The 19,905-nt window shown below is 69.9% G+C and carries 20 protein-coding genes; 9 read left to right on the top strand and 11 right to left on the bottom strand.

The window, feature by feature from the left end:
• Window position 1: 1 nt before the first annotated feature.
• Entirely contained in the window at window positions 2-1,189 is a 1,188-nt protein-coding gene (locus AB0I04_RS24930) for a DUF4132 domain-containing protein (protein WP_360888755.1), read from the top strand.
• 118 nt (window positions 1,190-1,307) lie between these two features.
• On the opposite strand, the gene AB0I04_RS24925 is transcribed toward AB0I04_RS24930, so the two are convergent.
• The 3 genes from AB0I04_RS24925 to AB0I04_RS24915 form a co-directional block, all read right to left on the bottom strand.
• Complete coding sequence (locus AB0I04_RS24925; RefSeq protein ID WP_360888752.1) at window positions 1,308-2,354, bottom strand: hypothetical protein; 1,047 nt, start codon at window positions 2,352-2,354, stop codon at window positions 1,308-1,310.
• Complete coding sequence (locus tag AB0I04_RS24920; protein ID WP_360888749.1) at window positions 2,351-2,872, bottom strand: SigE family RNA polymerase sigma factor; 522 nt, start codon at window positions 2,870-2,872, stop codon at window positions 2,351-2,353. Before AB0I04_RS24920 ends, AB0I04_RS24925 begins: the two co-directional genes overlap by 4 nt.
• A gap of 84 nt (window positions 2,873-2,956) precedes the next feature.
• Window positions 2,957-3,643 carry a TetR/AcrR family transcriptional regulator gene (locus AB0I04_RS24915; RefSeq protein ID WP_360888746.1) on the bottom strand — a complete coding sequence of 229 codons (687 nt, stop codon included), beginning with the start codon at window positions 3,641-3,643 and terminating at the stop codon, window positions 2,957-2,959.
• A 92-nt stretch (window positions 3,644-3,735) separates the two neighbouring features.
• Here AB0I04_RS24915 and AB0I04_RS24910 point away from each other — a divergent pair, with 92 nt between their 5' ends.
• Window positions 3,736-5,286: an AMP-binding protein gene (locus tag AB0I04_RS24910; protein ID WP_360888743.1), complete on the top strand. Its 1,551-nt coding sequence runs from the start codon at window positions 3,736-3,738 to the stop codon at window positions 5,284-5,286.
• 57 nt (window positions 5,287-5,343) lie between these two features.
• Here the strand turns inward: AB0I04_RS24910 and AB0I04_RS24905 are convergent, their stop codons facing one another.
• On the bottom strand, window positions 5,344-5,472 hold the full coding sequence (locus AB0I04_RS24905) for a hypothetical protein (RefSeq protein WP_360888740.1): 129 nt from the start codon (window positions 5,470-5,472) through the stop codon (window positions 5,344-5,346).
• Between AB0I04_RS24905 and AB0I04_RS24900 the strand changes: the two genes are divergently transcribed.
• Window positions 5,462-5,914, top strand: a complete 453-nt coding sequence (locus AB0I04_RS24900) for an alpha/beta hydrolase (protein ID WP_360888737.1) — start codon at window positions 5,462-5,464, stop codon at window positions 5,912-5,914. The two genes, AB0I04_RS24905 and AB0I04_RS24900, sit on opposite strands and share 11 nt — an antisense overlap.
• Before the next feature lie 57 nt (window positions 5,915-5,971).
• On the opposite strand, the gene AB0I04_RS24895 is transcribed toward AB0I04_RS24900, so the two are convergent.
• Together AB0I04_RS24895 and AB0I04_RS24890 are read right to left on the bottom strand one after the other, a co-directional pair.
• Window positions 5,972-7,204: a HAMP domain-containing sensor histidine kinase gene (locus AB0I04_RS24895; RefSeq protein ID WP_360888734.1), complete on the bottom strand. Its 1,233-nt coding sequence runs from the start codon at window positions 7,202-7,204 to the stop codon at window positions 5,972-5,974.
• 5 nt (window positions 7,205-7,209) lie between these two features.
• Entirely contained in the window at window positions 7,210-7,863 is a 654-nt protein-coding gene (locus AB0I04_RS24890; RefSeq protein ID WP_360888731.1) for a response regulator transcription factor, read from the bottom strand.
• Window positions 7,864-8,021: 158 nt separating this feature from the next.
• Here AB0I04_RS24890 and AB0I04_RS24885 point away from each other — a divergent pair, with 158 nt between their 5' ends.
• The 6 genes from AB0I04_RS24885 to AB0I04_RS24860 all read left to right on the top strand — a co-directional run bounded on the left by AB0I04_RS24885 (window position 8,022) and on the right by AB0I04_RS24860 (window position 13,823).
• Window positions 8,022-8,564: a hypothetical protein gene (locus AB0I04_RS24885; protein WP_360888728.1), complete on the top strand. Its 543-nt coding sequence runs from the start codon at window positions 8,022-8,024 to the stop codon at window positions 8,562-8,564.
• Between the two features lie 14 nt (window positions 8,565-8,578).
• Complete coding sequence (locus AB0I04_RS24880; RefSeq protein WP_360888725.1) at window positions 8,579-9,793, top strand: peptidoglycan-binding protein; 1,215 nt, start codon at window positions 8,579-8,581, stop codon at window positions 9,791-9,793.
• Window positions 9,790-10,551, top strand: coding sequence for an ABC transporter ATP-binding protein (locus AB0I04_RS24875; protein ID WP_360888722.1), 762 nt, complete (start codon window positions 9,790-9,792; stop codon window positions 10,549-10,551). The genes AB0I04_RS24880 and AB0I04_RS24875 overlap by 4 nt, the downstream gene beginning before the upstream one ends.
• Window positions 10,548-11,774 carry an ABC transporter permease gene (locus AB0I04_RS24870; protein ID WP_360888719.1) on the top strand — a complete coding sequence of 409 codons (1,227 nt, stop codon included), beginning with the start codon at window positions 10,548-10,550 and terminating at the stop codon, window positions 11,772-11,774. Before AB0I04_RS24875 ends, AB0I04_RS24870 begins: the two co-directional genes overlap by 4 nt.
• A gap of 191 nt (window positions 11,775-11,965) precedes the next feature.
• Window positions 11,966-13,300: an aspartyl protease family protein gene (locus AB0I04_RS24865; RefSeq protein ID WP_360888716.1), complete on the top strand. Its 1,335-nt coding sequence runs from the start codon at window positions 11,966-11,968 to the stop codon at window positions 13,298-13,300.
• 124 nt (window positions 13,301-13,424) lie between these two features.
• Window positions 13,425-13,823: a SigE family RNA polymerase sigma factor gene (locus AB0I04_RS24860; RefSeq protein WP_360888714.1), complete on the top strand. Its 399-nt coding sequence runs from the start codon at window positions 13,425-13,427 to the stop codon at window positions 13,821-13,823.
• A gap of 245 nt (window positions 13,824-14,068) precedes the next feature.
• Here the strand turns inward: AB0I04_RS24860 and AB0I04_RS24855 are convergent, their stop codons facing one another.
• The 5 genes from AB0I04_RS24855 to AB0I04_RS24835 all read right to left on the bottom strand — a co-directional run bounded on the left by AB0I04_RS24855 (window position 14,069) and on the right by AB0I04_RS24835 (window position 19,833).
• On the bottom strand, window positions 14,069-16,330 hold the full coding sequence (locus AB0I04_RS24855; protein WP_360888966.1) for a xyloglucanase: 2,262 nt from the start codon (window positions 16,328-16,330) through the stop codon (window positions 14,069-14,071).
• A gap of 252 nt (window positions 16,331-16,582) precedes the next feature.
• Window positions 16,583-17,170, bottom strand: a complete 588-nt coding sequence (locus AB0I04_RS24850) for an SLATT domain-containing protein (protein WP_360888711.1) — start codon at window positions 17,168-17,170, stop codon at window positions 16,583-16,585.
• Window positions 17,171-17,364: 194 nt separating this feature from the next.
• Window positions 17,365-18,516 (bottom strand): glycosyltransferase family 4 protein, encoded by a 1,152-nt coding sequence (locus AB0I04_RS24845; protein ID WP_360888708.1) that lies wholly within the window; start codon window positions 18,514-18,516, stop codon window positions 17,365-17,367.
• A complete protein-coding gene (locus tag AB0I04_RS24840) occupies window positions 18,513-19,253 on the bottom strand; it encodes a hypothetical protein (RefSeq protein WP_360888706.1) in 741 nt (246 codons plus the stop codon). Before AB0I04_RS24840 ends, AB0I04_RS24845 begins: the two co-directional genes overlap by 4 nt.
• A 130-nt stretch (window positions 19,254-19,383) precedes the next feature.
• On the bottom strand, window positions 19,384-19,833 hold the full coding sequence (locus tag AB0I04_RS24835; RefSeq protein WP_360888703.1) for a GNAT family N-acetyltransferase: 450 nt from the start codon (window positions 19,831-19,833) through the stop codon (window positions 19,384-19,386).
• Window positions 19,834-19,905: the final 72 nt, after the last annotated feature.

Here is a 19,905-nt window from a genome sequence, read left to right as displayed (position 1 = left end):
CATGACGGAAACCGACCTTCCCGACTGGGCGCCGGTGCCCACCGATCGATGGGCGCACGGGATGCGCGAACGGCTCGCGGAGGGGGTGCCGGCCGCACTGGACGAATTCGGCCGGCACCTCGCCGCTTTCGGCGACGGCCTGGACAAGCGTCGCCGCGTGACGAAGACCTGGACCAAGCGCACGGTCAGGCTCCTCGGCGCCGACGGCGCGCCCGAACTCGCCCGCGACGCCCTCCGACTGCTCGTCACGGATGTTTCGGGGCCGCTGGTCTCCAACGAGAACCGCGATCTCGCCCTCGGGTTCGTACTGGCCGTGGGCCTCGCCGGCGAGCCGGCGGCCGTCCCCGACCTGTTCAGGCTCGCCCGCGAGGCCGCCAACCTGCCCGGCACCGCGACCTCCGTACGCGATGACGGGCTCGCGCAGGCCGCGTTCTCCGCCTTGGAAGACCTGAACCATACGGCCGCTCTGGACGCGCTCTGCCGGCTGCACCAGCAGATCGACTATGTGATCCTGTGTGAGAAGCACCTGGCTCCGGTGCTCATCGACGCGGCCACGAGGCTGGGCATCCCCGAGGACCGGCGGATCGAACTGTCGGTGCCCGCACACGGCCTGACCGCCGACCACACCGGGACGTTGGGTCCCCGCGGAGAGGGGACGATCTACGTAAATGTTCCGTTCCGCGCCGAGATCACCATCGAGGACCCGCACACCGTCGCCGTGACGTGGATCGACGACGAGGGCACTCGTCAGCGGACCACTTCTCCGTTCTCCTCGCCGAGAGGCTTCAAGAGCACCTACTTCTCGCACAACGTCGAGGTCCCGCGGAGGCATGCCAACCGGGTCTCGGAGACCCTCGCCGCGGAACGCCGGCGCCTGCGCGACCTCCCGATCGCCGCCCGTTGGCCGTTCGAGGAGTGGACCACCCTCTACCGCGACCACCCGATCACCGGTGCCGTGGCTCATGGGTTGATCTGGGAGTTCGAGGCCGCGGACGGATCGTGGACCGCGGCCCTGCCGCTCCGCGACGGCTTCGCCACCCTGGACGGCACCGCGCCACCGGACCCGTCCGACAAGACCGCTGTCCGTCTTTGGCACGCGTCCCGCGCCACTCCGGACGAGATCGAGGCTTGGCGGGCACGGCTCGCCGAGGCAGGCCGCGTCCAGCCGTTCGACCAGCTCACCCCATGAACGACGTGCCGGCCACGTGCTGCAGCGTCGGCGGGCGATCGTGGTGATCGCCGGGAGGGGCTCATCGCCGACGCGCCGGCCCTTCAGCGCTCCTCTCACCCGTCGACGTCGGGCGATGTCACCAGGTGCAGGCGCCGGCCGTGTCACCGACCTCGACGCCGGCGGCGACGTTGCCGAGCGTCCCGGGGTTCAGCGCGGGGTCTTCCTCGTAGTCACGGACGGTGAGCAGGCGCCCGGCACCGAGGTCCACCGCGACGGCCGTGCCGCCGCTCGGTCGTCCGGTGGTCGAGACGGCGTCGACAGGGTAGGACCGAGCGGGCCGTCCGCCGATCCGCAACGGCGTCCCCTGGGCGGGGAGACGTCCCGCGCCGACCTCGACGGTCATCGCCCGCAGTGCGCTCGTCGCCATGAGTTCCGCACGGCAGCCTGACGCGGTCCTGCTCACGACGACATAGCCCGTGGCGAACGTCGCCGGCAGCCAGGTCGCCCGCAAGGGCGGGACGAACGTCGCCCGGTCGTCCGGGCCGACCGATCGGGCCACGCGCAGTGCGTCGGCACAGGGGTCGATAAGGTTGCTCATGGTCACCGACAGCACCGACCGGGTGTCGGGCCGCCAAGCGATCACGCATTGCCCCGAGCTGTCCTGCCAACGCCGAGCCTCGTGCCCGTTCACGTTCACCGTCGTGCTGCCCGGCTGACGGCGGAGCGACGTCAGCCGGTCCTCGTATCTCCCCGCCCGCGTGGGCGGCTCGACCTGGACGTCGACCCTCGGCACCAGCGCTTTATCGGCCGGCGGTTCCGTCAGCGAGCGGTCGGCCCAGGTACGGATCTGGACGGAATCCGCCCGTCCCTGGCCGACTTCGCGCGCGACCTCGGTGAAGCCCTGCGGCAACCAGCCCGGCCGGTACAGGAGGCGTACAGGCGCCGGCCGTGGCCCCGTCTGGACCCGGTGGCCGATCGACTCCGGCTTCCCCGACGGCACCCAGACGGCGGCGGCCGCGACGGCCGCACCGGAGAGCACGACGGCCATGACGCCTTGCGTCGCCCTACGGCGTCGCCGGACGCGGCCCATCCGCACGCGGAAGTCCGCCAGAACGCGGTCCGCCGCGGGAGCGTTCTCCGCCTGCCGCTCGAATGCCTGACGGATCACCTCATCGGTCGTCATCGCAGGTCTCCCCTCGCGGCGTGGTCGTGCGGATCCAGGTCCCTCTGGGGATCGAGCCGTAGCTCGGCCAGCGCCCGGGACGCGTGCGAGCGCACCGTCGCCTCGGAGCAGCCGAGGATGTCGGCGATCTCGGCGTTGGACAGGCCCTCGTAGTAGCGGAGGGCGAGCACCGCGCGCTGCCGTGGCGGCAGCGCCATGATCCCGGACCAGGCGGCGTCGCGCTCCTCGACCTGTCCGGCATGGCCGTCGTCGGGTTCGATCGCGGCGTCCAGCACCCCGTCGGTGGCCGGCACCTCTCTGGAGGAGCGGCGTCGCCGCCACGACAGGTACTCGTTGGTGATCATTCGTCGCAGGTAGGCCTCGGGTGAGGCCATCGCGCCGATCCGCCGCCAGCGACGCTGCGCCCTGATCAGCACGTCCTGCACGATGTCCTCCGCTCGATGCGGGTCACCGGTCAGGGCGGTGGCGAACCGCAGCAGCCTCGGCAGCCGCGCCGCCAGAAACTCCTCGAAGCCCACCGGCACCCCTATCTCTCGCCTCTGTCTCCCTCCTTGAACGTCGCTGGGACGCCCATCCGTTGAGTGGCCGGCGGAATTCGCGTGTCAGCGGTCTTGCGGCAGGGCGGCGATGCCGTCGAGCAGACGGTCCAGCGCGAACTCGAACCGGGTGTCGAGGTCCGGGGCGGTGAGGTCGCCGGCCAGCGCGACGGTGTGCGGAAACTCGTCGGCGGGCAGCGCGGCGAGCCGGTCCCGCAGGTCGTCCAGGTAGGAGCGGGGAGGCCGGCCGGCGGCGACGGCGGCGGACAGCGGGGCCTGCTCACCGCCGACGAAGCCGATCAGGAAGGTGGTCAGCAGGTACAGCGCGTAGGCGGTGTCCCGGTCGGAGAGCCCCGCGCCGCGCAGTGCCCCGAGCACGGCCTCGACCGTGCGCAGTTGGCCGCGGCCCGCGGCGAACCGGCCGGAGAGCAGCCGGGCCGAGTCCCGACGCCCGAGCAGGTGCCGGCGCATCGCGCGCATGATCTCGGAGAGACCGGCCCGCCAGTCATCGCCGTCGTACGCCGGGAGGTCCGGCACGTCGGCCACCGCGTCGGCGAGCAGGTCGAGCAGCTCCTCCTTGTTCCGTACGTGCCAGTACAGCGACGCGGCGTGCACGTCGAGCCGGGCGGCGACCTTGTTCATGGTCAGGCCGTCCAGCCCTTCGGCCTGCAAGGTGTCCAGCCCGGCGGCCACGATCGCCTCCGGCCGGAGCTTCGGATCCGCCGCCGGCGGGCGGCCGCGTCGCGGCGGCATCGGGTTCCTCCCCTGGGGTTGCCGGTCGTTCTGGCCGTCCGTAATGTAGCGCCCGAAGATAATCCAATGACGTTAGATTAATGGGGGCAGGCATGGCCGACGACTCGCCGTCGTGGTACGTCACGAGCGCGCTCTCGGCGCTCGCCGCGTACGAGGACGCGGTGGCGCTGCGCTACCACGGGCGCTCGATCACCTACCGGGAGCTGCTCGCCACGGTCCATCGGACCGCGCGGTTCCTGGAACGGCAGGGACTGCGCCGGGGCCAGGGCATCATGCTGGTCTCTCGCAACCGCCCGGAGGCATTCACTGTCAGGCTCGCCGCCCACCTGCTCGGGCTCCGCTACACCCCGGTGTTCCCCGACACCGTCGGCGACTTGGACGAGCTGCGGCACCTGCTGACCGACACCCGGGCCACCGCCCTCGTGTCCGACCTGGAGATCGGGCCGGTGGCGGACCTGGCCAAGCGCGCGGGCGTCCCGCTGGTGTACTCGCTCGTCGATCTCACGGCCGTCGCCGCAGGTGAGTCCGACGAGCCCGTCCCGGTGCGGGCCCAGGAGGGCGACATCGTCCGAATCCTGTACACCGGCGGCACGACGGGCCGCCCGAAGGGCGTGCCCGCCACGTTCGCGGGCCTCGGGGCGTCCACGAAGGCCTGGACGGCCTCGGCCGGCGCGGTCGGGTCACTGCCGGAAGGCACACGATTCCTGCTGGCGACGCCGTTCGCGCACGGCTCCGGGGACGCCGCGCTGAACACGCTGCGCCTCGGCGCCGGCGTGGAGATCATGGACGGATTCGACCCGGCCGAGTTCGTCGCCGCGGTGCGCGACGCTCCGGCCGCGATCACCTACCTGTACCCGTCGTGGCTGTACCGCCTGCTCGACCACGCCGAGGTGACCGGCGCCGACCTGACCTCGTTGAAGTTCGTCATGTACGGCAGTTCCCCCGTCGCCCCGGCCCGGCTGCGTCAGGCCCTTGAGCTGCTCGGCCCCGGATTCATGCAGACGTACGCGACCACCGAGGCACCGGCCATCGCGACACTGCAACCGGCCGACCACGCCGCCGCCCTGGCCGGTCGCCCCGAACTCCTCGCCTCGGTCGGCCGCCCGATGCCGGGCGTCACCGTCACACTGCGGCGCACCGACGGCACGCCCGCACCACCCGGTGAGGTCGGGGAGGTCTGCGTCGCGGGATCGGGCGTGATGACCGGATACTGGAACCGCCCGGACGACCCCGGCCAGACCGTACTGGCGGACGGCCGGCTGCGCACCGGCGACCTCGGCCGATTCGACGACGACGGCCACCTCTACCTGGTGGGCCGACTGAAGGACATGATCATCGTCGACGGCTACAACCACTACGCCGGCCCGATCGAGGACGCGCTCACCGAGCACCCCGCCGTCCGGGAGTCCGCCGTGGTCGGCGTACCGGACGACCGCACCGGCGAGGCCATCCACGCCTTCGTAACGGTCCGCCCGCCCGGCATCACCCCGGCCGCCCTGCGCTCCTGGGCGAGCGACCGCCTTCCTGCCGACGCCGTCCCGATCACGATCACTGTTCTCGACGAGCTGCCGCTAACCCCGCTGGGCAAGCCCGACAAGACGGCCCTCCGTACCCGCGCCACCTCAACGCCCCATCCTCAATGACCGAAACCTGAGCCGACGGCCACCGAGGGAGTTCGGACCGCACTTGATCGTTTGAAGTCAGCCGGGCTGCGCGCGGCGGCGTAGGGCGGTCTCCGTTGCCTCGTCGGTGGGGAAGAAGAGCTCGATGGACAGGTCGGACAGGGTGACGTCCATGGGGGTCCCGAAGGTGCTCAGCATGGTGAACATCGACAGTTCCTCGCCATCGACCTCCAGCCGCCACGGCAGAACGGGGTCGTCCGCGTCGTCCGGGGACAGGCGGCTCCCCTTCGTCGAAGGCACCTCGAGAGCTGATTGGTTCGGACCCGGTTATGAGGCTTCGGCGGGGCTGGCCGACTGGACCCGCCGTCAGTTCTTCGACACGCCGCTGCAGGTGCTGCTATCGACGAACGAGGTATGCCTCAACGCGGATCAGCGCGACGAGCTCACCAAGATGACCGTGCCCGCTCTGGTTATCCAGGGCGACGCCGACCGCTCGACGCCGATCGAGCTGACCGGGCGCAGGACCCATTCTCTGCTTCCCGACTCGAGGCTCGTTGTGGTCGACGGCGGGGGCCATGGCCTCTTCATGAGCGACCCGGACCGATACAACACCGAACTGCTCGCCTTCATCGGAACCCTGCCCCACTGAGGATCCCGCGATCCCGGCGTACGTGATCGCGGGCCCGGCGGACTACGTCGCCACGGCCTATCGACCGTCGTGCTCACCGAGCCGTTCGTACGATGCGGGCGCCGGGCCGTCGGAGGGGAAGCGGATCTCGATGTCCAGGCCGCCTTCCGGCCGGGCGCGCGCCGTGACGGTTGCGTCGTGGGCGGCGGCGATGGCGCGGACGATCGAGAGGCCGAGGCCGTGGCCGCCGTCGCCCCGTGCGGTGCGGCCGCCGAGGCGCTGGAACGGCTCGAACAGGCCGTCCACCTGATCCGGGGGGATCCCGCGCCCGGTGTTGTGCACGCGTAGGACGGCGTGACCGGCCTCGGTCGCCGTGCCGATCTCGACCCATCCGCCGGGGACGTTGTAGCGCACCGCGTTGTCGACGAGGTTCGCCACGAGGCGCTCGGCGAGCGCCGGGTCGCCCGCAGCCGGTGCTAGGGCCGTCCGCACCTCGACCCGGATTCCGAGCGCTTCGATCTCCGGACGCGGGGCGAGCATCGCCTGATCCACGAGTTCGGACAGGTCGAAGGGCTCGCGGCGGTCGAGTCCGCGTTCGCCGGTCGCCAGTGTGAGCAGCGCCTCCAGCAGGCGTTCCTGCTGCTCGCTGATGGCGAGCACGCGCTCCGACGTCGCCCGGAACGACGCGAGCGTGGCCTCGCGGTCGGTGAGCGTCTCCTCCAGCAGCGCGTGTTCGAGGGTGAGCGGGGTGCGCAGTTCGTGCGCCGCGTTGGCGACGAAGCGCTTGTGGGCGCCCAGCGCCGTCTCCAGCCGGCCGAGGAGGCCGTCTACGGTGTCGGCCAGGTCCTTCAGCTCGTCGCGCGGGCCGGAGACGGCGAGCCGTTCGTGCACGTTGCGTGCCGAGATCTGCTGGATCGTGGTGGTCATGGTGCGCAGCGGCCGGAGCACCCGGCCGGCGACCAGCCACCCCAGGACGATGGAGACCACCACCATGATCGCCAGCGCGATCCCCGACTGCACGAGCAGCGCGTGCATCTGGGCAGCGTGCTGCCGGGTCGCCTCCGCGTCCATCCGCGCCTTGAACTCGTGAATCTCCGGCGGTATCGGCTGGTTCCGGAAGATGTCGCTGCTCGGCGCGGGAACCGTGGTCAGTCCCGTCCGGTAGATGTACCGCTTCGGGCCCGTGGCGTGCTGGACGAGCAGGTACGTGATGGTGAGGAGCACGGCGCCCGACACGGCGAACAGCACGCCGTACAGGAGAGTGAGGCGTAGGCGTACCGTGCGCGGGCGGTGCGGTGCGAGCAGGTGCATGGGCCTCAGATCCGGTATCCGCCGCGCGGGACGGTCTCGATGACGGGTGGGGCGCCGAGTTTCGACCGCAGCCGGTTGATCGTCGCCTTGACCGTGGTGGTGAACGGGTCGGCCGCCTCGTCCCACACTCGTTCGAGCAACTCCTCGGCGGGTACGACGCGGCCTCGGGCGGCCAGCAGGTACTCCAGCACCGCGAACTCCTTCGGGCTGAGGGCCAGCCGCTCGCCCGCCCGGAACGCGGTCCGCTGCGCGGGGTCGAGCCGCAGGTCGTCGTGGGACAGGATCGGCGGTAGGGCCGGCTGCGCGCGGCGCCCGAGGGCCCGGACCCGCGCGACCAGCTCGGCGTAGGCGAACGGCTTGGGCAGGTAGTCGTCGGCGCCCAGGCTGAGCCCCTCGACCCGGTCCGCGATCGTGCCGGACGCGGTCAGCATGAGCACCCGCGTGTGCCGCCCCTCCGCAATCAGCGCCGCGCAGACGTCGTCGCCGTGCATGCCGGGCAGGTCCCGGTCGAGCACGACGACGTCGTAGTCGGTCAGCGCCGTACGGTCGAGGGCGTCCTGGCCGTCGTAGGAGACGTCGACCGCCATGCCCTCCCGGCGCAGCACACGGGCCACCGAGTCGGCCAGCTCGACCTGGTCCTCGACGACGAGCACCCTCATCCGCGCACCTCTCGCATGGACGCCAGGATGCCCGACGCCCGGTCACAACCGCGTCACAGCGACGAGGACCGTGATGTGACCGCCCGATCCGTAGAAACGACCTCAGACGCCGGGCCAGGTAGGCCCCGGCGGCATCGAAACGCAGAGAGGTCGACGATATGAACAGCACACACGGGGCGAGAATGCAGCGCGTCGGGACGGTGGCCGCGGCGATCCTGATCGCCGGGCTGGGCCTCACGGCCTGCGGGGGCGGCTCCGGCAAGGCATCCAGTGCCTCGACCTCCGCCGCGGCGCGCTCCGGCGGTGGCGGCGGGACCACCGGGGGCTCGACGAAGGCGGTGAAGTACGCCGAGTGCATGCGTAAGAACGGCGTGCCGGAGTTCCCCGACCCGGCTCCCGACGGGCGGGTCATGCTCACCGGGAAGAAGGGAAGCGGGCTGGACCCTGAGTCGCCGCAGTTCAAGGCCGCCACACAGGCGTGCAAGGCATTCGCGCCGCAGGGAGCCGTCGGCGGAGGCCAGCCCGACCCGGCGATGCTGAAGTTCTCCCAGTGCATGCGGAAGAACGGCGTGCCCAACTTCCCCGACCCACAGGGCGGGAGGCTCCTCATGAACGCAGGCTCGGGCATCGATCCGAACTCGCCGCAGTTCCAGGCCGCGCAGAAGACGTGCCAGAAGCTGCTCCCGGGCGGTACTCAGTGAGCTCGGACGGCCCGGTGAGTACGCGCGTCTCCGGCGGGGAGGTGGAGACCGCCGGCGCGACCGTGTCCGACCGGGCTGGCGAACCGGAGATCTCCGAGGTCGCCGCGCCCGATCCTGTGAAGCCGCGGAGACGGCGGCGCCGGTCGGTGCGCGTCGGTGCCGCCGTCCTCGTCCTTGCGGTCGCGGCGGGCATCGTGGTCGCCACCAAGCCGTTCGGCGAGGGGAACAAGCCGGCCCCGCCGACGACGGGCGCCTCGTCGCTGGCCACCGTCCGGCGGGGTTCGCTGGCGTCACAGGTCGACCAGAGCGGCACCCTCTCGTACGTCGCTCAGGACGACGGGACGCCCTACTCGGTCGTCGGTAACGCCACCGGCATCTACACCTGGGTGCCCAGCACCGGCGACGAGATCAAGTGCGGCAAGGTCCTCTACTGGGTCGGCGACACTCCGGTGATGCTGCTCTGCGGGAAGTGGCCGGCGTACCGCGACCTGTCGGAGGGGGACAGCGGCAAGGACGTGCGCGAGCTGAACCGCAACCTGGTGAAGCTCGGGTACGCCGACCGTTCGGAGCTCGACCCGGACTCGAAGTACTTCGGTGCGGAGACGGCGGCGGCGCTCGAGAAGCTGCAGGACAAGATCGGGGCCGATGAGACCGGGTCGCTCAAGCTCGGTGCGGCGGTGTTCCTGCCCGGCCCGCTGCGGATCACCAAGGCGATGGCCAAGCTGGGCACGAACGCCCGGCCGGGCGAGCAGGTCGCGCAGGCGACGTCGACCGACCGCCAGGTGACGGTAGGGCTGGACGCCTCGCAGCAGTCCCAGGTCAAGGTGGGCGACAAGGTGCAGATCACCCTCCCGGACAACCGGACGACGTCCGGGAAGGTCGACCGGATCGGCGCGGTGGCGAGCTCGTCGGGGAGCAAGGACTCGGATTCCAGCAGCGCCACGATCCCGGTGTACGTGACGCTCCAGCGCCCGAAGGACGCGGGCAGCCTCGACCAGGCACCCGTTCGGGTCGAGATCACCACCGCCGGGGTGAAGGACGCGCTGATCGTGCCGGTCACCGCGCTGAGCGGCCAGGCCGGCGGCGGCTACTCGGTGGAGAAGGTCGACGCCCGGGGCGTGCACAGCGTCGTGCCGGTCACGCTCGGGCTGTTCGACAACGCGGACGGCCTCGTCCAGGTGTCGGGGAGCCTGTCCGGGGGCGACCGAGTGGTGGTGCCCGCCTCATGAGGCCGATACGAAGGAAATCGACCCCGGTTCTCGGCGTCGGCGGTGAACCACCGGCTCTCGACCTGGCGGCGGTGACCAAGACGTACGGCGAGCAGCCGCCCGTGCGGGCGCTGCGCGGGGTGAGCCTCACCGTACGGAAGGGCGAGCTGCTGGCGATCGTGGGCCCGTCCGGGTCCGGCAAGACCACGCTGCTGCACGTCATGGGCACGCTGGAACGGCCGACCACGGGCACGGTACGGATCGACGGCGTCGACGTCGACCGCCTCGACGACCGCGGGCTCTCCGCCCTCCGGGCCCGCAGCATCGGCTTCGTCTTCCAGCAGTTCTTCCTGGCCGAGCACTCCACCGTGCTGGACAACGTCGCCGACGGCCTGCTGTACGCCGGCGTCGAGGTCCGCGAGCGGCGGAGACGGGCGATGGAGGCGCTCGCCCGCGTGGGACTGGAGCAGCGCGCGTCCTCCCGGCCGACGCAGATGTCGGGCGGTCAGCGGCAACGGGTCGCGATCGCCCGCGCCCTCGTCGGCCGGCCGGCGATCGTGCTCGCCGACGAGCCGACCGGCAACCTCGACAGCACCACCGGGGCGTCGATCGTCGAGCTCCTCCACGAGCTCAACGCCGACGGTGCGACGATCGTCGTGATCACGCATGACGCGGAGCTGGCCGCCCGCCTGCCCCGCCAGGTGCACGTACGCGACGGGCTGATCACCTCCGACAGTGCGGGCGACCGGGCGACCGAACGAGTGGCGGCCCGATCATGACCGCCCTGGTTCCCGCCCGGCTGAGGTTCGGCGACCAGGCACGCGTGGCGAGCGTCGGGCTCCGGGCCCGGCGGCTGCGGTCGGCGCTGTCGGCGCTCGGCATCGCGATCGGCACGGCCGCGATCGTCGCCGTGCTGGGGCTGTCCTCCTCGTCCCAGGCCGGGCTGCTGCACGAGATCGACCGCCTCGGCACGAACCTGCTGACGGCGAAGAGCGGACAGTCCTTCTCCGGGCAGGCGGCCCAGCTGCCGCAGGAGGCACCGGCACGGATCTCGCGGCTCGCGGCCGTCGAGCAGGTGGCGGACACGGCCACCGTCGACACCGCGAAGGTCTACCGCAGCCCGCTGATCCCCCCGGTCAGCACGAACGCGCTCACGGTGCGGGCGACCAGCCTCAACCTGCTGCCGGTGGTCGCGACCAGCGTCGCCCAGGGACGCTGGCTGAACTCCGCGACCGCCACGAAGCCCGTCGTGGTCCTCGGCGCGGTCGCCGCGCAACGGCTGGGGATCGACGGAGTCCACGCGGGACAGCGAGTCTGGCTGGGCGGCCAGTGGTTCTACGTCGCCGGGATCCTCCAGCCGGCCGTGCTGGCACCCGACATCGACACGAGTGCCCTGGTCGGCTACCCCGCCGCCCAGCGGTACCTGAACTACACGAGCATCGTCCACGGCAAGGCCGCGAACGGCCCGCCGAGCACGATGTACGTCCGGTGCGAAACGAACCAGGTGAACGCGGTGCACGAGGTCCTGGCCCAGACCGCCGACCCCGAGTCGCCCAACGAGGTCGACATCAGCCAGCCCTCCGACGCGCTCACCGCCCGGGCCGCCGCGAGCGGGGCGTTCAACAGCCTGTTCCTGGGCCTCGGCGTCGTCGCGCTGATCGTCGGCGCGGTCGGGGTGGCCAACATCATGATCATCTCGGTGCTCGAACGCCGCTCGGAGATCGGCCTGCGCCGCGCGCTCGGCGCGACCCGGGGACAGATCCGTACCCAGTTCCTGTCGGAGGCGATCGCGCTGGCCTTCCTGGGCGGGGCCGTCGGCGTGGCGGCCGGCGTCCTGGCCACCGCCATCTACGCGGCGACCAAGCACTGGGCGGTCGTCATCCCCCCGGAGGCCTGGGCGGGCGGCATCGGCTCGGCCATCCTGATCGGCGCCCTCGCCGGCCTGCTCCCGGCCCTCCGCGCCTCCCGCATGGCCCCCACGGAGGCCCTGCGAACGGTCTGAACAGGTGATCGCCGGAATAGATATCGCGGCAGCCGATGGACGGTCTGTGATCACGGCCACGTCACAGTGGCTCGCACCGCAGCAATGACCACCCGTTCTCAACCTTCTCCTGCGACGTAACCATGAAATCTGGCCGGGGCCGTATGCCTGAACCAGCGACCATGATTCCAAACCGAAAGGAGCATGCCGGCGTGAATAAAAACACTCCCGACCAGACCGATCGACGCACCTTCCTGCGGCGGACTGGCCTGACCGTCGGCGCCAGCGCCGTTCTCCCACTACTAGGCGACGCAGCGCATAGCGCAACCCGCCGATCAACTCCGATCTCCGCAACATCGGGCAGCGACCCCGATCAGCTCTTTGTAGCCGGCAGCTTCGATGAAGCCGATCGAGGCTATGCGTACCTCTTGCGTAAAGATCCTGACAATGCTCACGCCCTGGCGCAGCGCGGACGTATCGCGCTGTTGTCCAACAAGTTCCACGACGCCGAGAAGTTCCTAGCCAAGGCGATCCGTCGGGCCCCCCACGACAACTTCTCAAAGCAACAGCTTGCACAATGCTTCGTCCGGCAGGACAAGGTTGCTCGTGCCGTACCGCTGCTGCGGGCCACCGGGGACTCGAGCGACGCGGCCTTCGCCACGCAATACGCCAGCATGACCGGTACGGCATACCATATGCGCGGTGCGCAAATGACGCGCATTCCCATGCTTGGCATTGACCCTCTGCCCCATGTCGAAGCCTCGGTGAACGGCGGGAAGCCAACGAGATTCCTGATGGACACCGGGGCGACGCTCGCCTTCTCGACAGAAACGGCGAAGCGGGCTGGTCTTCGCGCAGTGGCTACCAGCACGAGCTACCCTGCCGGCCAGACGCTCAAGACCTATCACGGGGTCATGGAGTCATTCCGGCTCGGCAGCATCGAACTGCGCAACGTTCCGGTTGTTTGGTACGACATTAGAATGCCGAACCTGCCGGACGGCTCTTTGCCGTCAGGAGTTATCGGAACAGAACTCTTCTATCACTTCGTCACCACCATGAACTACGCGAATCGGGTACTTATTCTTCGGCGTAAGACCCAAGCGCAACTACGCGAGCTTCGCGCATACACAACGCGTACCAGTGTCGACCGGTTGCCACTGTGGCTAGCGGGCGACCACGTCCCCTGTACGCTGGGAAGCCTCAACGATTACGGACCGCGGGTGGTCTCACTCGACACGGGCGGAATGGGCATGGGCGTCATGGCGACAGAAGAAAGTGCAAAAAGGGCTGGAATCAAGATTGATTACGCCCATCCAGTAAGCGCGGGCCCGCTCACGCTATACCCAATCAGGGCGGCCAAGGTGAGCCTCGGAAAGGCGGTCGAAAGAAACATCGCCGGAACCGCCGGGAATTATCCATGGTATGGCCTTTTTGGATTCAAGCCGATCGGCAACTTCACTCATCAGTTCTTCAAGCAATATGCGATCACCTTCGACTACGCCGATATGAACTTCTATATTCTGAGGACGACAGCACCAATGGTCTGAACCGTACGAATCGTGATCGCCGGGAGGCCTCACGCTCCTGGGTGAGACCCTCGGCGATCACAGGCAACCCTTCTGGGCCCCTCGGCGGTACTCGTGAGCGGAAGCACGTGAAATGGGGTTGCCTATGCGAGATCGAACGGAGTTCACCGCCTACGTGGAGGCGCGATCACCGCGGCTCGTCCGTACGGCGTACCTGCTGTGCCACGACTGGGCGCTCGCCGAGGATCTCGTGCAGACGGCGCTGGCGAAGGTCTGGCGTGCCTGGCGCCGGATCGGCGCCGACCCGGACCCGTACGTGTACAAGGTCCTCGTCAACACGCACGCGTCGTGGTGGCGGCGCCGATGGCGGTCCGAGGTCCCGACCGAGACGGTGCCGGAGACGCCCGATCCCGCCGACGCGATGAGCGTCCGGGACGACCGGGCCGCCATCCACGCGGCGCTTCGGCGGCTGCCCGACCGGCAGCGTGCCGTGCTGGTGCTGCGCTACTTCGAGGACCTTACGGAGGCCGAGGTCGCACGGTAGTCCGCGGTCGTCCCGATCCGCGATCTAAGCCGAGTGACCCTCTCCGACACCGTCCAGCCCTGGGAGGGAAAGCGCATGACAATCGGCCAGTACCTCGCCACGAACCCGGTCGGTAAGGCCACCTGGTCGGTCGCCGTCTACAGCGGCACCTGCAAGGGGAGTCTCTGCTAGTAAGCCGGCCTTCATTCAGCGTGGTACCGGGGTGCCTGACAGGGGACTGCCGTGCGCCCCGGTACCACCGGCGATCAGCTCGTACGGTCGCCGTAGATGACGCCGCGGCCGTTGGTGCCCACGTAGACGCGGCCGTAGACGCGGGGGTCGCCGGTGATGGCGGCGCCGATGTTGCCCCACTGGTGGGCATCGTCGTTGATGCGCACCCAGGTGGCCCCGGAGTCGTCGGACCGGAAGATGCCGCGCACGCCGCCGACCTTGGCGATGGCGTACAGCGCCGGGTAGGTCTTCCCCGACGCGGCCATGCCGAAGCCGACGTTGTCGGCCTCCTGGACGCTCGACAGCTTGGTGAACGTCGCGCCCGAGTCGGTCGAGTGCCACAGGCCGTACGTCGAGCCGGAGCCGCCGGCCAGCCAGATGTCGCCCTCGTGCCCGGCGACCGCCTTGAACCGTACGTTGCCGGAGGACGGCAGGCCGGACGCGGCGGTCGCGGTGAAGGTCGCGCCGCCGTCCGTACTCACGTAGAACCGTCCGCCGGAGAAGCCGTAGAACTTCTTCGGGTTGACCCGGTCGGAGCCCACCCGCGCGCCGGACGGGATGCCGGACGAGGCGGTCCAGGAGTTGCCGAAGCCGACCGCGTAGTACACGCCCGTGCCGTCGGGGCTCCACACGAACCGGCTGCCGTCGGCCGCCGCGGCGACGGTGCCGCCGTTGGTCACGCCGGGCGGCTCGTTGCCCTGCCACCAGTTCGCGCCGCCGTCGGTGGAGAAGGCGATCCGGTTGACGCTCGGGTTGGCGGACTTGTCGATGTCGCCGACGCGGACCATCCAGCCGGGGTTGGTCTCGGCGTAGTCGAGGCTCGTCGTGGAGGTCAGGGTGGGCTGGGTGTACATCATCGACGGGATCGCGTCGAGGTTGGTGTGCCGGAACCCGCCGACGTCACCGAGGGCCGACAGCAGGTGCGCGTCGCCGGACGGTGGGCTGATCAGGTCCAGGGCAGCGGTCTCCTCCAAGCCCTTGACCGTCGGCTTGATGGAGATCTGCTTCCCGGCGTCCCAGTCGGTCAGATCGGTTGTGCCGAAGATCGTGGCGCCGGTCCCGTACATCATGCGCGCGGAGTTGAACGGGTCGATCTCGAGTGCCTCGGTCATCCAGCCGAGCTTGGGCGTGACCTCGGGCGGCTGCGGGTTCGCGCCGAACGTCAGCCACGGCACCGAGGACACGTCCAGCGTGTAGCGGAACGTACGGCTCGGGTAGCCGTTCCAGTCCCAGGCGCGGGTCCAGGTCGCGCCGCTGTCGGTGCTGCGCCAGATCAGCGTGTCCGGCCACCAGGAGCTGTAGCCGGTGACCATGAGGGTGCCGGGGTGCTGCCGGTCGACGGTGAGCCCGCTGTAGCCGTAGTAGTTGTCGGAGCTCGACGCCGGGATCGGGCTGATCTCGGTCCACGCGCCGGTCGCGGTGTTGTACCGCCACACCTGGCCCTTGGACCCGTCGTACGGGCCGCCCTTGTCGCTGGTGGCGATGTACAGGTAGCCGTTGGTCGTGTCAAGCACGCCCTTGTGCGCCATGTAGCCGGTCGGCTGGCCGGCGACGCGCTGCCAGGTGGAGCCGCCGTCGGTGCTGCTGTAGACGGTGTTCTGCGGGTCGGCGACGCCGACGTAGATGGTCTTGGTGGCGTTGCCCGAGCTGCCGCTGCGCTTGTCGAACGTTACCCACACGACGCCCTGGTTGTCGCTGAGGTAGCCGGAGGAGTCGCTCGGGTCCTGCTTGTACGTCCCGGGGTTCGGGAAGGACGTGACCTTCGCCCAGGTGGCGCCGTAGTCGGTGCTCCTCCACAGGCCGTTGCCGCTCGGCGCGCCGAGGTAGAGGACGCTGTCCTTGTTCGGGTCGATGGCCAGGCGCTCGCCCATGCCGCGGCCGGGCATGTTGCCGCCCAGCTTGAACGGCAGCGACGTGGCGGTCCAGCTGTCGCCCTTGTTCGTGGACCGCAGGATGGCGCCGTTGTTCGGATCCCAGCTGTTGGTGTACATGCCGGCGGCGACGTACACGCGGTTCGGGTCGACCGGGTCGGTGGCCAGGCTCGCGGCCCCCATCCATCCCCAGTTGGTGAAGCCGATGGAGTCGAGCAGCGGGGTCCAGGAGCTCGTGCTCTGGTTCCAGCGGTACACGCCGCCGATGTCGGTGCGGGCGTAGACGAGGTTCGCCTGCGACTGGTTGAAGACGATGCTGGGGACGAACCCGCCGCCGCCGATCTGGACGTTCTTCCAGGTGTACGACTCCGCGGCGGAGGCCGCGCCGCCGGTGGCGACCTGGCCGGCGAGACTCGCCAGGACCATGATCGCGGCAGCCAGCGCGGCCGTGAACGCGCCGACCGGATTCCTGCGCATTGACGGACTCCTCTCTCGGCAGCGCTTCCGGGAGGGTGGGCACCCAGACTGCCGATCAAGGACGACGCTCACACCGGCGTGTTGAGACCGTCAACGATTCGATTCGCCGTTCGACGGCCTTTCACGAATCGCCGGATCGACCAGCGGAAACGTGGAAAAGAATCCGTTTTACGGCGGTGCCGTTCGACCACACGGCTGAACTCAGGCGGGCTGGTCGGCCGCCCGGTGCGGGGTCTGGAAGACGCGGACGATGTCGCTCATGCGCTCGGTCATGACCTCCTCGGCCCGCTCGACGTACCGCTTGCGCTCGGCGCGGTGCTGGGCCCACGCGGGCGCGGGCGGGGCGTTGCGGATGACCGCGTGCCAGCGGCCGGTCAGCTCGTCGAGGACCTGCCGGGCCTGCATGAAGGCGTGGCCGGGCAGGTCGACCTCGCGGGACTGCCGCGCGGCCGTCTCGACCGACCGGTACGCCTTGGCGGCCTCGGCCGCCTGGTTCTCCTTACGGCCGGGGGCGACCATACTGACGACCGTGGCGAGCAGGGCGGCGGCCAGCGCCAGCCCTCCCGCGACGAGAGGGAAGCGGTTACCGGCCAGGACGAGGCTGCCGGACACCCCGGCGGCCAGGACGGCGGTCGACCCGAGCCACAGGTTCAGGACGCGCCAGATCTTCACCGTCTCGGCCTGGGCGCGTGCCGAGTGCGAGCAGTGCTCCTCGATCCGGTACAGCTCGGCGGCGACCGTCACGCGCCACGCGGGTTCGATTCCGCCGAAGAGTTCGTTGTCGACCATGGCGTTTCCCCTTGGTTTCTCGCCGATGATGACGCCGATGATTCAGCGGGTCGTGGCGGCGGTGAGCGCGTCACGACGAAAAAGGGGAACGCTCTTGACCGAGGAATGGACTACTTCGCACGCGGACTCGGGCTACCGCCGTCGCAGGTCCGCGAAGCCTCCCGGCCCTCTCTGCTCCGCGAAGCCTGCTTGGCCTACCGCCGTCGCAGGTCCGCGAACGCCTCGTCCCAGCGGTCGGCGACCTCGGAGATCCGGTAGCGGAGCGCCGTCTCCTTGCCGTTCTCGGCGAGCCGCCGCATCTCGTCGGGGTCGTCCATGAGCGACAGCAGGGCATCGGCGAACGCGTCGATGTCGCCATCCGGCACGAGGATGCCGTCCTGACCGGACGTGATGATCTCCCGGGGGCCCTGCGGGCAGTCGAACGACACCACCGGCACCCCGGCCGCGAACGCCTCCACGATCGTCATCCCGAAGCCCTCGAAGCGGGAGGTGATGACGTGGATGGAGGCCTTGGCCAGCTCGCCCTCGACGTCGCTGGTCGACCCCATGAAGGCCACGTTGTTGTGCAGGCCGAGGGAGCGCGCCCGCTTGCTCAGCCTGTCGCCGTGGGTGCCGTCGCCGTAGATGCGCAGCTTCCAGTCCGGGCGCTTCTCGACGACCTTGGCGAACGCGTCGAGCAGCCGGTCGTACCCCTTCACCTTGACCAGCCGGCCGGCGGCAAGGACGACGCGGTTCTCCAGCCGGGACTGCGGGCGCGGCGTGTCGGGCAGCCCGTTGCCGATGGCGTACACCCGGGTCGGGTGGCCGTCGAGCATCTGCTGGTACTCGGTGTGGTCGGCGTCGGTCAGCGTGATGACCGCGTCGAGCTTGGGATACCAGGTGCGGATGTCCTCGAGGATCCCCGGCTTGTGCGCGCCGAAGTGGAGGTGCTCCTGGCCGACCAGGATGACGCCGTCGCGCGCGAGCTGCGCGGCGGCGATGTTGAGCCCCGCCCGGGTGGTGACCAGGATGTCGGTCTGCATCTCGGCGAGGTACTTCTTGAGCGCGCGGTCGCTCTCGGCGTTGAAGTTGCTGTACGCGCGCTCTTCGGGGTGGAACAGCGTGCTCGGCTTCTCCAGCCGGGACGCGAACCCGAACCGCCACCACTTCTTCGCCGCGGGCCGCAGGTCGACCAGGTGGGTGAGCCGCACCTTGTCCGAGTGCGGCAGGAACGGCCGGTTGCGGTGCCGGAAGACGCTGACGACCTCGACGTCGTGCCGTAGGGCCAGCTCATCGGCGAGGTTGAACGTGGCACGGACGGTGCCGCCCATGCCGTAGGCGTTCATGATGAGGATCGAGATCTTCATGTCGACGCCTCCGCGTTCGCGACGACCGTGGTGGCGATCGCGAGGTGGTCCTTGTCGGTGTAGTACGCCCGTACGCGTACGCGGTCGGCGTCACGCGCGACGTGCTGGGCCGGGAACCGCACCTTGTTCTTCTTCTGCGGGATGTCGTCGACCCAGGTGGCGACGGTGAGCCCGCCGAGTTCGAGGTCCCAGAAGCCGCGTTCGGTCTCCACCGCGAAGGGGGAGTTCGGTAGCTCGGCCTCCCAGCGGTCGCCGGTGATGGTCACCTCGCCGGTGACGGTGTCCCCGGTCTTACGCCGGGTGGCGACGATCCGCGCGTCGGTGAGCGTCGCGCCGTAGGCGAGGAACCCCTCGAACGTCAGCTTCTCCTCACCCGGGTGGACGGCGGTGACCTCAGCGTGCGGCTCGGCCGGGCGGACGTCGACGCGGAGCCCGCCGGAAGTGGCGCGGAAGGTCTTCAGCGCGCGGCCACGGGACCGGCGCGCGTACTCGATAAGGCCGTCGAGGGAGAAGCCCGGATCGGTCGTCATGACCTGGGTACCGGCCGCGTGCACCGACCAGGTGCCCTCGGCCAGGTCCAGGCCCGACAGGTCCGCCGCGTCGCCGTCGAGGGACACCGTGTGCGTGGCGTCCTCCCGCCGGAGCGTGAGCGTCGCGGCGTCGGCCGGTGGTTCGGCCCAGCGGATCCACAGGACATCGTCTGCGTCGAGACGTGCCGACGCGGCGAGTACGACCATCGCTGTGGGGATCCCTTCGTCCTACCGGAGTGACCGAACATGAAACCAACACCCGGGTAAACGCGCGGCTAAGCGCTGGGTGCGTTCACGTGCGTGATCTCACTCAGGACGCGCGGTCGTCGATCGCGGTTTACAGGGGCAGTTTCATCCCCTCGTGGGTCGCTTCGAAGTCTAGGGATTCATAGAAGCGGATGGCGTCAGCGCGCCGCTTGTCGGAGGTCAGCTGGACGAGGCCGCAGCCGCGCCGCCGGGCCTCGCCGATCGCCCACTCGATCATCTGGTGGCCGAGGCCGCGGCCCCGGTGGGCACTGCTCACGCGGACCGCCTCGATCTGGGCGCGTTCGGTGCCCTTTCTGCTGAGCCCCGGGATGAACGTGAGCTGCAACGTGCCGGCGACCTCGCCGTCGATGTCGGCCACGATCAGGTGGTTGCGCGGGTCGGCGTCGATGGCGGCGAAGGCTGTCCAGTAAGCGTCGATGTCGCCCTCGCGGCCGGCGCCGATCGCGTCGTCTGCGAGGAGCGCGACGATCGCGGGGACGTCGTCCTTGATGGCGGTGCGGAAGGTCACGTCAGAGGTCACGGACGAGATTTTAGTGAGAATTGACACGACTACTCGTAGTACTACAGTTGGTAGTACTACGATTCGTCATAG

The organism is Actinoallomurus sp. NPDC050550 (genome assembly GCF_040655075.1).
In the GTDB taxonomy this organism is placed as follows: domain Bacteria; phylum Actinomycetota; class Actinomycetes; order Streptosporangiales; family Streptosporangiaceae; genus Actinoallomurus.
This window is presented reverse-complemented; position numbering and strand designations above follow the sequence as displayed.

Excerpts from the sequence above, each read along its gene's own strand:
- AB0I04_RS24855 (WP_360888966.1), bottom strand. The coding sequence starts at position 16,330 with ATGGTCCTGGCGAGTCTCGCCGGCCAGGTCGCCACCGGCGGCGCGGCC.
- AB0I04_RS24845 (WP_360888708.1), bottom strand. The coding sequence starts at position 18,516 with ATGAAGATCTCGATCCTCATCATGAACGCCTACGGCATGGGCGGCACC.
- AB0I04_RS24925 (WP_360888752.1), bottom strand. The coding sequence starts at position 2,354 with ATGACGACCGATGAGGTGATCCGTCAGGCATTCGAGCGGCAGGCGGAG.
- AB0I04_RS24875 (WP_360888722.1), top strand. The coding sequence starts at position 9,790 with ATGAGGCCGATACGAAGGAAATCGACCCCGGTTCTCGGCGTCGGCGGT.
- AB0I04_RS24895 (WP_360888734.1), bottom strand. The coding sequence starts at position 7,204 with ATGCACCTGCTCGCACCGCACCGCCCGCGCACGGTACGCCTACGCCTC.
- AB0I04_RS24915 (WP_360888746.1), bottom strand. The coding sequence starts at position 3,643 with ATGCCGCCGCGACGCGGCCGCCCGCCGGCGGCGGATCCGAAGCTCCGG.
- AB0I04_RS24840 (WP_360888706.1), bottom strand. The coding sequence starts at position 19,253 with ATGGTCGTACTCGCCGCGTCGGCACGTCTCGACGCAGACGATGTCCTG.
- AB0I04_RS24930 (WP_360888755.1), top strand. The coding sequence starts at position 2 with ATGACGGAAACCGACCTTCCCGACTGGGCGCCGGTGCCCACCGATCGA.
- AB0I04_RS24910 (WP_360888743.1), top strand. The coding sequence starts at position 3,736 with ATGGCCGACGACTCGCCGTCGTGGTACGTCACGAGCGCGCTCTCGGCG.
- AB0I04_RS24870 (WP_360888719.1), top strand. The coding sequence starts at position 10,548 with ATGACCGCCCTGGTTCCCGCCCGGCTGAGGTTCGGCGACCAGGCACGC.
- AB0I04_RS24890 (WP_360888731.1), bottom strand. The coding sequence starts at position 7,863 with ATGAGGGTGCTCGTCGTCGAGGACCAGGTCGAGCTGGCCGACTCGGTG.
- AB0I04_RS24885 (WP_360888728.1), top strand. The coding sequence starts at position 8,022 with ATGAACAGCACACACGGGGCGAGAATGCAGCGCGTCGGGACGGTGGCC.
- AB0I04_RS24850 (WP_360888711.1), bottom strand. The coding sequence starts at position 17,170 with ATGGTCGACAACGAACTCTTCGGCGGAATCGAACCCGCGTGGCGCGTG.
- AB0I04_RS24900 (WP_360888737.1), top strand. The coding sequence starts at position 5,462 with ATGGTGAACATCGACAGTTCCTCGCCATCGACCTCCAGCCGCCACGGC.
- AB0I04_RS24905 (WP_360888740.1), bottom strand. The coding sequence starts at position 5,472 with ATGTTCACCATGCTGAGCACCTTCGGGACCCCCATGGACGTCACCCTG.
- AB0I04_RS24860 (WP_360888714.1), top strand. The coding sequence starts at position 13,425 with ATGCGAGATCGAACGGAGTTCACCGCCTACGTGGAGGCGCGATCACCG.